Annotated in this window: 9 protein-coding genes and 1 pseudogene; all 10 read right to left on the reverse strand. The window is 42.0% G+C overall.

Features of this window, described 5'->3' with window-relative positions:
* Positions 1-33: 33 nt before the first annotated feature.
* Positions 34-2,295 carry a hypothetical protein gene (locus tag CDG76_RS26475; RefSeq protein ID WP_094351871.1) on the reverse strand — a complete coding sequence of 754 codons (2,262 nt, stop codon included), beginning with the start codon at positions 2,293-2,295 and terminating at the stop codon, positions 34-36.
* 58 nt (positions 2,296-2,353) lie between these two features.
* Positions 2,354-2,779 carry a hypothetical protein gene (locus CDG76_RS38630; protein ID WP_143854179.1) on the reverse strand — a complete coding sequence of 142 codons (426 nt, stop codon included), beginning with the start codon at positions 2,777-2,779 and terminating at the stop codon, positions 2,354-2,356.
* Between the two features lie 450 nt (positions 2,780-3,229).
* A complete protein-coding gene (locus CDG76_RS26490; protein WP_094352090.1) occupies positions 3,230-4,996 on the reverse strand; it encodes a type IV secretory system conjugative DNA transfer family protein in 1,767 nt (588 codons plus the stop codon).
* A 143-nt stretch (positions 4,997-5,139) separates the two neighbouring features.
* A complete protein-coding gene (locus CDG76_RS26495; RefSeq protein ID WP_094351873.1) occupies positions 5,140-6,552 on the reverse strand; it encodes a hypothetical protein in 1,413 nt (470 codons plus the stop codon).
* Between the two features lie 17 nt (positions 6,553-6,569).
* Complete coding sequence (locus CDG76_RS26500) at positions 6,570-7,403, reverse strand: hypothetical protein (RefSeq protein WP_094351874.1); 834 nt, start codon at positions 7,401-7,403, stop codon at positions 6,570-6,572.
* Positions 7,400-9,244 carry a TrbI/VirB10 family protein gene (locus tag CDG76_RS26505; protein ID WP_094351875.1) on the reverse strand — a complete coding sequence of 615 codons (1,845 nt, stop codon included), beginning with the start codon at positions 9,242-9,244 and terminating at the stop codon, positions 7,400-7,402. Before CDG76_RS26505 ends, CDG76_RS26500 begins: the two co-directional genes overlap by 4 nt.
* 17 nt (positions 9,245-9,261) lie before the next feature.
* A complete protein-coding gene (locus CDG76_RS26510) occupies positions 9,262-10,047 on the reverse strand; it encodes a hypothetical protein (protein WP_094351876.1) in 786 nt (261 codons plus the stop codon).
* Positions 10,046-10,156, reverse strand: a pseudogene (locus CDG76_RS26515) (four helix bundle protein); the annotation flags it as partial. The gene CDG76_RS26510 and the pseudogene CDG76_RS26515, both read right to left, overlap by 2 nt.
* 30 nt (positions 10,157-10,186) lie before the next feature.
* Positions 10,187-11,338, reverse strand: coding sequence for a hypothetical protein (locus CDG76_RS26520; protein WP_094351877.1), 1,152 nt, complete (start codon positions 11,336-11,338; stop codon positions 10,187-10,189).
* Positions 11,339-11,407: 69 nt separating this feature from the next.
* Complete coding sequence (locus CDG76_RS26525; protein ID WP_094351878.1) at positions 11,408-12,139, reverse strand: hypothetical protein; 732 nt, start codon at positions 12,137-12,139, stop codon at positions 11,408-11,410.
* Positions 12,140-12,182 lie beyond the last annotated feature (43 nt).

Consider the following 12,182-nt stretch of genomic DNA (forward strand, 5'->3'; position numbering starts at 1 on the left):
AACTTTGTATTAGACAACTTGGTAATACCTAGTTTACAACTCAACTTCTCCCGACTTGGTTTTAGATGCAGCCGCAACAGTTTGCCGTTGAGGGGAGGGTATGTGTTCAGTTGGGGTATATTTCTGCCGAATTTCTTCCCCTCGCCATTGTTGTAAGTCGCTCATAATGTCTTTGAGGGGAACAAAATCGACGACTGTTTCTCCTTTCTTTTCAGCTTCATTTGTCTTATGGTTTAAAATCTTGAAGTACATCTCCCTCTGGTCGGCAATTGGTAACTTGCCGTCATTCTCATTTATCCGTTGAAGAATCTCTTCATTACCCTGGTTCATTGCCTTTCCCCAGTCAGGGCTACCATGCTTGACCATGTTCGCCCATTCCTCAGCGATATAGGGGTGAACTTTGACAGGCAGATCGCCAGCTGCTTGTATGACTCGTTCTTTGTGTGCGCCTGCGGTTGCGGGGGTAGATTGTTCGTTACCAAAGATTTGTTCCAAGTTGAGTTTGCTGGCGTTCTGGGCAATAAACTTGACTTGGTTGATGTCGTAGTCAGAGATATTCATCTTACTAACTTCTTTAGTAATCCCAGCTTCGATTTTAGTTAGGTCAAACCGGACAAGTTCCTGAGTACCTTTCTCTTCAGTAGTTTTAAATAATTGCAGGCTGGCTCGATTATTTTCGGGGTCGCGCGATCGCTTGATGGTAAATTCACCTACCGTAAGTTCTTCCTTATCAGCCTGGATGAGGACATTATTAAGGGTGTGCAATATCTCGTTTTGTTTAAATACTTCCAAGGTTTTAATCGTGCCAGCGGGTGCAAGACTTCCCAAGCTATTTGCTACATCACGGATATCGGCATTGTTGAGGTCAGGGAGCTTGCCATTGTCGCCTAAGTATTCTGCCACAATGAGAAACTCCTGACGTTCAATAGGTAACATCTCTGTAGGTTTTTTCGTTATTTTGGGTTCCTCTTTTTTGTTGAGTTTAAAATCCATCAAAGAGTTTTCCCACCCAAATAGTTCATCACTGCGGCGGTGAATGCTAACAGTGTCTCCCTCTTGGCGAATCACAAATGTATCGCTACGGTAAATACGTGACCCATCTTGTTCAAGAGTGCCGTATTTTTTTAACATTGCGATCGCGGTTTCAGCAATGTCTTTATTTTCCCCGTTGTAGCGTTCCTCCCGCGCTTGTTTATTATTAATTTGATAGATAGGTACTTCAACTTGACGCGCCCACTGCTGCGCTGCTGACTCTACACCTTGGGAGTTAGCTACTTCTTGATAGCTAAATTCAGGTGCATATTTGTTTCGATTATTAGTTTCTAGCTCCTCTGGCTCTTGTCCAAAAAACTGATTGCGAGTTGCATTTTCGTTTACCTCTCCTTCAGTTTTATCTTGAGATTGGTAGTTACTAACAACTATCTCTCTGATTTTAAGAGTTTCTTTGGACTGTGCGATTTCTTCTTGAAGATTATTTACCACATCATCTTCAAAACTCTCATCTGCTTCTATTTCAACAGATGAGTTTATTTCTTGAGTTATGGGCGAACTGTTTTCGCTGTTTTCATCTTGTAGTAACTTATTTATAGTCAGCTGACTCTCATCTAACAGTGGACTTACTTCTATAGCAGTGAAATTTTCATTATCAGATAATAACTCTTTTGTATTTTCAGAATTTTCAATAATTTCAGCAGATGGAGGTAGTAGCTTAATCAGTGGTTCACTTGCTACATCTATTATTTCATCTGGGGTAAGTATTTCAGTGACGAGATTAGTTGTACATTTACCTTCGCTATCTTGTTCATAGATAACGATTTGTTTTTCTGAACCCTCTGACTCCAGATAAGCTGTAATTTTCAGAGCGATCTCACTTGTTTGCTGATAATCACTATTTAAATTGGGTACATCTTCTACTAATCTGGCAGCAATTCTTTGTGCTTGATAGTCTGTAAAAGGTTCAGTTTCTATTGTGTATTGACCTTCTATTAATACATCTGGCATGAACACAATATTAGTTTCTTGATTGCTTTTTATACTTTGGCTGGTTAAATCTACCTTTTCCCATTTATATGCACCAGGGGTAGATTCATCAGATACAAGATTGTAAATGTCTTTGCCAACTTCAACTGCAATTTTACTTGCTTCTTGAGCTTCTTTGAGTTTTTCGAGAATTACTTTAGTTATCTTAGTCAGTGCATTGATGAGGGTTTTACTTAATTCCCGACTTGTTTTAATTGCAGTATCAGATGTATTTAAATATGATTCATTAATTTGAGTTTGTCTGGGGTCAAACATATCTTACTTTGAAATGGGTAATTTTTTATGGAATCTGACTGAATGTGAGGTAGTTTTATTAAATAAAATTTTTAAACTCTTCAAGTGATAGAGAGGTTGAATTTCCATTTTGATGTTTGTTTTGACTTAGTTCTATTTGGCTATTTTTGAAATTTTGATTTATTTCGCTTAGTTGTTCGCTTTGGTTAGCAATAATTTTTAACATTGCTTCTAGCTTGTCATCTAGTCTGGATATTTTAACTTCCATTGATGTTAGTTTTTCTTTTGCTATAAATATTTCTTGATTGATTTGTTGGTGCTGTACATTAATATCCTCACAAGTTTTATGCCATTTTTCTAAGAATTTGGTTAATTCTATTAATAGCGTTGTCGAGTTGTATGTCGTAGTTTGTGACTTTTTCAGAATATTCAATAAGTCGTCTAACTTTCCGTTCAATATCTCTTCTATACTCAAGTTGTTGTTTTTCTGCTCTGTAATATTCATTGATAATTGCCTCGTAAGAGAGTTTAACTTTATATTCTGAATTCCACATACTATATTGAGGGAAACTAATGTCAATTAAGTTTCCTTGGCTTCCTGTGGCACGGTTGAAAATAATATGTATGTTTACTCTTTGATAAGGAAGTAGATATGCAACATATTGTTGTTGTTCAAAACCAATTAAATTTACATGATGTTTGATTAATTCACCATAGTTGTTAGCATTTATTTCTATCTCAATTTTATCGATGACAATCTGTCTATGTAGCCCATGAATTTTCACTCTTGGTCGGAGGATAAACTGTTCCTCAAAAGAGCTAATAATTGAATGTGCATTCTTGCTATTTACTTGATGTGAACTAATTAATTGACCTTGTTGGTGATAATTATTTATTAGCTTAATTATTTTTGTCTGAGTGATATTTTCGTCTTTGACGCTACATTGTATCATTTTTAGAAAAAGCTCTTGTACGCATCAACAGGTAACGGTGCATTGCCTGCTTGTACGGGTGCTTGTGGGATAGGAAACTTCCGATCTACTTCCTTGACTCGCAAATCTAAATCTTCTTGTGTGGGTTTTTTCTGGGTACTTTTCCTAGCAAGCTCCTTAATGACTTTATCCCAGTTAGTATCGTTTTCTTGTTCGAGTCCGATAATATATTTCGGGATTTTGATATTTTTTAATATTGGTACTGAACCCTCATTTTTATTACTATAAGCAGGGTTAATAAGTAGACATTTACCAGGTGGTAATTTGAGGAATTGGGCAGGCTCGAATAGCTTCCGAGTCCGTTCTTGTTCGCTGATAGATGTGCTAGCCCTACCCCCTCCAGTTGAGCGAGATTTTTGTTTATATTTAATTTCCTCTTCACCTAAATATGCAGAAAATAATCTGGCAGATTCTTCTTCACCAGGATTAAAAACAAATTTTGTGCCGCACGCACCGAGGATGGCTTTAGAGATTTCCCTACCATAAATCTTTTCAAGCTGACCCATATTTTGCCAACCCAGGATACCGCAGAATCCTTCGGAACGAGATTCGTTAAGCCATTTAAATAAATCTGGAAGGAAGATACTTGGCAACTCGTCAAGACATACTATTAATGGGCCATCTTCCTTGCGTTTTTTGGCGATGCTGCGGGAAACTACCATGTGGAGAATGCTGGTCATCAGGGGGCTGACAGCATCGCGGCGTTCGCGGTCTAACCCGAAGATAATCATCTGTTTGCGTTTTACCTCCAGGGGGAGGGTTGTTTTACCGACAAAGCATCCCAATGTACCCCTTGCCATGAACCGGGTGAACATCAATGAAGCGCTACCAGCGATACCCGCCACGGTTTTTTCAGAGCCAGCCGAACTAAATAATTGACCAAAAGCTATCTTAATCCAGGGGTTTAGTGCTGCTGCCATCAAGCGTTCGACCATCTTCTCGCTGGAAAGTATTGCCGCAGCCGTCATAATATCAGCGCGATCGCCAAACTCTTTAGTTAGCATTAAAATAGCCTGCGTCAACTGGTCGCCCGCAGGGCCAAAGAATGCATCCTCAGACGCATTACCCAACAGGCGGAAGTTCTTGTTAATAACCGTAGCTAACTGCCGTGCAGTCTCAGCATCGCTACTGTCGCGTAAAAAATCGATTGGGTTACATACCTCCGATTCGGGGAATCCCGGTGCAAATACGTGTACGTCATACCCTTTTGATTTGGCATAACTGGCGATTTTGGCTTGACTGGCATACTTAAAATCGTATAGTACTATACCAAAGCCTTGGTCAATTGCTGAGTAAATCATCGGGTTGATAGCCGAGAATGATTTACCGCTACCAGGTGCGCCAATTACAGCAGTTCCGCGTTGGACATCGGGTACATAAACTGGTACTCCCCCGCTCCCCTTGGGTGATTTTTGACCCTTATATCTATGTACTCCGATATACAGACTTGCACTATCACACTTAGGAGCTAAGATTTGCTTCAAGGCTTTTTTCTTAGCTTGGGCAGTTTCCTTTGCTCCACCCCAATAGCTAGTAGCAAGCTTGCCTTTTTTGCCATTACTAAAAAGCTGTAAAAGCAACAATAAGCCAATTCCCCCTGCAAGTAGTAAACCTTGAGGTGACATGAGCTTATCTGTATATTTACTAAAGTCAGTATTGCTATTTTTATGAGCAGCTTTTACTTCTCTAACAGTTTTAGTTTTAGCAGTTGCAAACAGATAATTATTCATATTAATCTGTGTTAATTTGGCATGAGGAAATCGAAGAAATATGCGATGAAGTGAAGTTGCATATTTCTCCATTAGTTGTGTGGGGTGTATTTTCCAAGTCAAAAGTTAAAAGCAAGGGGATAAATTCTTCTATGATTGCCTTTTTACTTCTTCGGTACAGTGAGAGGTGTACCAAGAATAATTGGGTCTATTTCGCGGTAGGTGAAGAAGGGAACAGGGCCAATGAAGTAGGGCGAGCAGCCCAAATCAACCCAACCCCGCTTGCAGATACGGAAGAACATCGCGGTGGTGATACTGCCGTCGGCTTCGTTAATGTCCCAGATGACTTGTTTAAATGATTTCCCAAAGGGATGACGACCTGTGGGTTCTTTCCCACCGTTGAGGCTGCCCAAGATGCCGAATCCGCCTTTAACGTTTTGGTCTTTGCCGGACATCCATTGTGCGCCAACGATAGTCTCACTGCCTGAAACTTCGATATGACCACACTTTTTCTCGCACGGGACATTAAACCCAGCTTGATAGCTACCGCTTATTGACTTCCAGCGTCCGCTTTCAAGCGAACCGAGGGGTAAGTCTACTTTGCCGATAAAGCTAACATCGGGGATGGGAACACTGGGGAACTGATCAAACGGTACATCTGCTAATCCCGGAACCTTACTAATTGTTGTGTTTTGCCAGTTAGTAAAGTCCTTTAGCTCTGCATCCTGAATACCGGGGATGCTGGTTAGTTTATACTTATCGAGTTTGACATACTCACCAAGTTCCACTTCTCCCAGTTTGGGATAATTGTCCAGCACCTCACCAACAGTTTGGTAGCTTGCGGTGCTGCCTGTAACTTTGGTCACTAGTTCTTGAATTGGTGGGATGGCTCCGACTTCTGAATCTTCTAAATTAGGAATTGCTTCGGCGAGGTCTTCAAGTGTTTGCCAATCGAGTGTTTCAAAATCTGACAGTTTGAGATTTTTGAGGTTAATTCCCGTGATGTTGGCGATATCTTCAAGCGTAAAATCTTCAATATTGAACTCAGTTGCTTCAAAATCACCTAATTCCATGACTTCAGCAAGGCTTTGTCCGGTACTCCAGGTGCGTGTCTCCTTCATACCAGGGTTTTTGATATTAGGAAATTCGACGCTGCCAGCACCACCAAATTTCATATTTTTGAACGTGATACTACTCCAGTCAGGAGTAGGTGCGCCGTTGACGTATTTAGTTGCGACGGGTTGTGGCTGTTTGGTTTGTTTTGTTTTATCTATCGAAGTGTTCAAATTTGAATACTTCGATGGAACTGTTTGAGCTACTGCTTTCTCACCGAATAGGAGACTGCCGATATTGTAGCTACCTCCAAACCGGATTAACCCGTGTAGGGCAAGTCCTGCAATAAGTCCTGCTACCATCAGGTAGCGTAAATTATTAAATTTTTCCATCCGATACTCAAGCGCTCGGTTGGTTTTGTTGTGAGTAGTTTCCTGACTTGCAGCTCTCACTGGTACGATCGCAGTTACCTCGGTTGTGATATCTAAAATTTGGTTGTTGGAGGTCAAATTTTCGTTATACATCAGTGGTTATTTAAAAATTATTGATTCAAGAGAAAGTTTGTTTTACCTGTATTTGGTGTTATTAGAGGGTTATTGCGCTGTGGCGGTATTTCTAAGAAGCGCTTTCCACCTAGCAGCATGAGTTTTTCAACCAACTGCATTGATACTCCGGTGGTGCTGGCGGCGACAACAAGTTCCTCTCCTTGCGATCGCAACTCCACAAGTTGGTTCAGACGCTTCCAAAGCTTGCTATCTGTAGTAACCCACTGGTTTTTTAAGGCAACTTGCATTCCTTTAGCGATATGTCTGCTATCAGATAATGCCGTGTAACTGACCTTTGGTTTTACTTCTTCAGGTTTGCTGGGAGTATCGCCAATAATTTCAATTTGGCTGTACTCTGGTGTGCCACTGCCCGCTACAATCCGAAAATGATAGCTTTTCCTTGTTGACCCAGATTCAGTAATCACCGTCATGTGCGCCCCGTAAGAAGCTTGTGGTAAACCGGGGATTTTGACTGTCTCGATGCGGCGAATATGAATTAGTCCAGCACCCGTACTATTACTAGAACACTTACCCAAGCCTTCAAGACATCCGTCTACATCAAAAACAAACCTAGATGGGTCATCCAGCCAGATTTTCTTGATGACTTCTCTGGTGTTGTAGAACGATATTGATACCCCATGTCCAGGCCAGACCTTAACTGTCTGCAATTGGGCATTTTCCCCTGACACCTGGGACGCTGCAACTTGACGGATAGTATTTGCTAGTACAAGTTGGTTTGGTGCAAACACGGAGGTGATGGTGAAGCACCCGCTAAAGGCGATCGCGCAGGGGATAATTAAACTAAAGTCGGCTATATATCTGAGTTTCACAGCTTGATTGACCTATCGACTTTGATTGTGATTTTGGTGTCTTTAGGCACATACCAGACATTGGGACGGCGGTTGATTTCGTCGGTGGCACGTTCTGTCCGCTTGCTGACTGTTTCGCCAAGTTTGCCAAAGGCACCTTCAAGGAAGGCAGCTCCCAAGTTGCGGTTGTTATTGCGGCTGCGGGTTCTTGTCCCACCTAAAGGCAAATCTTCTGTGACTTCTTCATCCGCCTGGTTGATAATTTCCCCTACCTTGGCAATACCAGCTATTGTCCCCAAAGTGGCATCATACTTGGCAATTTCAGATCCCTTGTCGTCGTAGGGCCTGGCGGCTAGGGGGGAACCTGCCTTTCCCAGGACTGATATCGTTCCGGGTGATATGGGGTATTCAGTTCCATCTTTGAGAATAGCCGTGACTTCGGCACGCACGCCTGATGTGCTATCAACCGAAATCATAGCGATAGTTACCTGTGTTCCTGCTGGAATGGCTATTTCGCCAGTATTGCTGTAAAGCGGCTCGTTCAACTGGGCGACAAACCGTAATGTATTTGTCTGCTCTTGGGAACGACCGTTATTGTTGATTTGGGGCATAACGAGCGGAGTTACGAGGGTTGCACTTGCAAACGAACCGACAACTAGATACTGTGGTTGTGTTTCTTGAAGTATCTGTGCTTCTTCTGGCAGGTAGTTATTTGCAACTCGTTCGACTTGCTGAGGGAGATTGTTTTCTTTATTACCAGCAAAACTGGATTCTACGGTTTTTTCTTTGCCAAGTTCTGAGCTAGTTTGTGGTTTTTCTACTGAGAAGCTATAAATAACTGGTACGGCTTGATTGTTTTCTTCGTCACCAGTATTGCTATACTCTGGAGTACTGTCGTTTGTGTTTACAGGTTCCCAACGCGGCCGTAGTTCTTCAATTTGACTGGGAGTGTTGGTAACTGTTTCGGTATTCTCGCTGCGGCGGTTACGGCGACGACGGGAGCGACTGGTATTTTGTTCTGCTGAGCGTAATGTTTCTTCAGTTTTAGCTGTAACTTCTTGTACTGTTGTGCTTGTAGGTTCACTTACAGTGGTACTGGCTAACATATAATCAACCCGACCAACCGAACCCAGGCTACGCAGGCGTTCGAGTTCGGCTATTGGGTCTTTGGCGACACTCTGGTTGCTGGCAACTATTTGTTTGGCAAATTTTGGCAGAGGAGCGCTAGGACGCAGGGGTGGTATTGGCTGTGAAGCGACTTCTCTACGTCTTGGTCTAACAGTTTCGGGTGCTTCTTCTCGGTATACACGTCTTCTGGAAGTAGGGGGAGTTTCTTGAGCGACTACCCTTCGTTGTCGAATAGAACGTGTTTTCTCTTTATTTTTAGATTGTTCTTCTTCAGTACCTTCCTTTTTCTCTTCTTTGTCTTCCGTTTTGCCTTTACCATTTAGTGCATCAAGTTCTTCCTGTTGCTTGGCAAGGGCAAGCTTGGCATAAACATCCCCATCTTTTTTCTCAGATGCGGCAACCGTGGGAGTGGGGGTAGGGGTTACTTCTGGTTTTTTGGCATTTTTACCACCCCCATTCATCATGCCGTTGAGGACAACAAATATAACTAGGAACCCAGCACCGAATGCACCACCAATAATTCCTAATCTTGACCAGGGGGATGTGACAAAATCGTGTTTAGTTTGTATTAATGCGGGGTCTTCTACTTCCAGATCGTCTTCTTCAGCTACCTCATATTGTGAACCCTCCAGTTCATCTTCTACAGGTTTTATATCTTTACTCTCAATTGGTAAAAGACTATCTACGGAAGATAATTCATGCTTATTTGAAGCCTCATCTTGTAGTTGCAACATATTTTTGTATCTAATTACTAATTATTTTCTTTTTTGCCGAGATTATAATCAACAATTTGAGTAATTTCTAAACCTGGCTCTCGTACTAAATAAATTTTTTTATCAAGTTCGTTTGGCTTGGCTGGTAACTTGGGAGTATCGATAGCTTCGACAGTGATTGTTTTGTTAAAGGCGATTCCTTTACCTTGATTTTCATTTCTATCAAAGCTTACAAGCGTGCCGATATAATCAACCTCCCACTTTCCATCCTTGATTTTTCTGGGTTCAGAGATATGGCGGGTGACGAGTGAGACTTGAACTTCACCGTTAAATACACCATTTGGGACAATTTCTGCTAACTTTTTGAGGAAGTTTGCCCGAAAATCTTGATTTTCAGATAGTGCAAATGCAGCTTCCCAAGCTCTAGTCGGAATTCTTTTTCTACTATTTTTTGTTGTTTGAACATCTATTCCTTTATCAGGTTTGGTAACGTTTTCGCCATTCTCTGTTGCTTCGATTATTCCGTTCCAACCAAACATTTTAATCATGCTATCTGAGATAAAGCGTTTGATAGTTTCATCTTCGCGTTCGTTGGGAGCAGCAAATTTACCAGGTGAAATGGAGCCATCTTGGAGTTGAACAACCGTCATGCCTTTGACATGATGATTTGTGCTAGAACTCATGCCAATATTTATTATTTGCAATAGGATAGATAGAATAGTTCCTCCTGCTGTTATGGTGATTGCCATTGCAATAGGTGTAGAGGTAGATTGACCATAACTGAGAAGGCGAGCTGGTTGAGATTTAGACTTAGGTTTAAGCATATATTTCCGATTTAGGGAACTTACTGGTAAATTGATATACTAATAAAACAAACTGAGGTGCTTTTTGCCAAACTATCAAATATTGAAATGTCTTAGCTGACTCCTGAATTCTGACTTCTGAATTCTGAATTCTGACTAATTACTTTTTAACTTTAATTTTGGAACTAACAAATTTGGTGGCATTGACAGCAACCGTTGCAGTTGTACTTGCTCCACCAGTAGCGATTCCTGCTGCAATTTCAGAGCCAAATGCTACTGTTTTACCTAATCCTGTCCAAACGGCTATTCCACCACCTGCGGCTAATGCAGATGAAAGGATAGGAGAAACCAATCCGACAAAAAGGAGAAATATCATCGGTTGGTTTTGTTCGGAATTAGCAATAAGTTGTCCGCACAAACCAATAATCATGTTGAAGCAAAGTTTTGCCATTCCAACGGTGAAATAACCAGTTAGCCAAGCGAAAATAGGTTTTGCGCCAAAGGGGAGTAGTGAACCGCCTATTGCCAACGGGCCAAGTAGGGCAGTTAAAAGCATCGTGAATTCGATACCCCACTGGTAGGCGTTATTGAGAGCGAGGAGGATGACTGCAACAAATCCGGTGATCATTGAGCCGATTGTACTGGTGATAGAATTACCAATCTTTTCGGCAATTTGACCGGGGGAGAGGTCGTCGAGCGCATCTTTGGCATCAGATAAAGCCTGAAGTGGGTTAAACTCCCAACTACCGCTATCGGGGGCTTCTCCTTTGAATAGATCGGGCGCAGAGGTTTTGAGTTCTGCTTCTGCTTGTTGCAAGCAGGTGATTGAATCTTGCGTGTTACCAGGGATTGAGCGGCATCTTTCCATTGCTGCCCCTACTTGCTGCTGGAGGGCAATATTGCCAACTGCGCGATTGAATGCTACTTCTAGGTTGGCTCCGGCAGCAGTAAACTCAAGAATGTCACTATTGACAGTATTAATGTATCCTCGTATGGCGAGTGTTCCACTTCTGAGTAAAGTGCCATTGTTAGCTAGTAGCCCGATAACCAGGATGGGCCATATCCAACTGGAGAGAGCTTTCATATCCTCTTGATTTATCCAGTTTTTGCCTAACTCAACCATAAAAAGGGTGAGAGTTGCGATCGCAAAAAACTGACCAACTTTGCACATCGAGCCATACAAGCTACCGTTGAGGGTTTCTTGCCAAAGTTCATTGAAACCTTCAGCTACTAATTGCGCTCCAGCGGCGGCATTTTCTAAGATGTCTTGTCCAAAAAATGGGTCGGTTGCAATTATGAGGTGTTCTAACATAGCACTTGGTTAACAGGCGTGAAGGTTTGGTCATCTCAATTGCAGAGATGACCAACTAATTAGGGTGAATTATTGCCCAGCAGTAGTTTTGAGACTACTAAACCCGCTGATTTCGATGTACTGGGCGCTGATACCGTCCATCATCAGGTTTTGACGACGGCGATCGCTTGCCCCCTGTTCGGCAAGTTGAGATAGCATCAGGTTAGTTTGCTGGACATCGTGCCGTGCTTGCAGTCCGTCGGTGCGGGATTGCCCCAACATTGAGACAATTTGCGAGTTTTGGGCAGCAATTACCTTGAGAATGTTTTGTGAAGCATCCATTGATTGTGCAGATTCCGCAAGTTCTTTGGCCTCAGCTACAGTTTGTTCAGTTGCTTCTATTTCATTTTTGGTACGTTCCTGACCGATTTCCCCTAAGACGCTGGCGATTGTGGCGCGGGTGGTTTCTCTCTCCAGTTCGTTAGCTGCACCTACAGCACCTTCAACTGTGTTACTTTCATTCCAGTTACCCTTTTCCTTGAGTTGCTCTTTGAGCTTTTCGGCTGAATTTACTGGGTCTGGCATATCCATACTGCCAGTCTGAATAGCAGTTTTAGCTTCGCCTTTCATCCCACCCCATTCATTAGCTGCTGCGGTGAGTTCGTTTTTGGTTTCTTCAAAATAGTTATTGAATTTGCCTAAAACCTTGAAAAAATCGTCAATTGAAAAGGCATAACTGGGTGCTGTACCGAGTAAAGTAACCAGACCAATGATTGACCCGATTATTACTCCTTTCTTAGTAAACTTGAACTTTGGTTTCATACTTTCGGTGGATAAAATAACCAATGTGGCAATTAAATTTAAG

It is taken from the genome of Nostoc sp. 'Peltigera membranacea cyanobiont' 210A (assembly GCF_002246015.1).
In the GTDB taxonomy this organism is placed as follows: domain Bacteria; phylum Cyanobacteriota; class Cyanobacteriia; order Cyanobacteriales; family Nostocaceae; genus Nostoc.

Coding starts and splice junctions, on each gene's coding strand:
- CDG76_RS26490 (WP_094352090.1), bottom strand. CDS start 4,996: ATGAATAATTATCTGTTTGCAACTGCTAAAACTAAAACTGTTAGAGAA.
- CDG76_RS38630 (WP_143854179.1), bottom strand. CDS start 2,779: ATGAATATTACAGAGCAGAAAAACAACAACTTGAGTATAGAAGAGATA.
- CDG76_RS26495 (WP_094351873.1), bottom strand. CDS start 6,552: ATGTATAACGAAAATTTGACCTCCAACAACCAAATTTTAGATATCACA.
- CDG76_RS26505 (WP_094351875.1), bottom strand. CDS start 9,244: ATGTTGCAACTACAAGATGAGGCTTCAAATAAGCATGAATTATCTTCC.
- CDG76_RS26475 (WP_094351871.1), bottom strand. CDS start 2,295: ATGTTTGACCCCAGACAAACTCAAATTAATGAATCATATTTAAATACA.
- CDG76_RS26520 (WP_094351877.1), bottom strand. CDS start 11,338: ATGTTAGAACACCTCATAATTGCAACCGACCCATTTTTTGGACAAGAC.
- CDG76_RS26510 (WP_094351876.1), bottom strand. CDS start 10,047: ATGCTTAAACCTAAGTCTAAATCTCAACCAGCTCGCCTTCTCAGTTAT.
- CDG76_RS26525 (WP_094351878.1), bottom strand. CDS start 12,139: ATGAAACCAAAGTTCAAGTTTACTAAGAAAGGAGTAATAATCGGGTCA.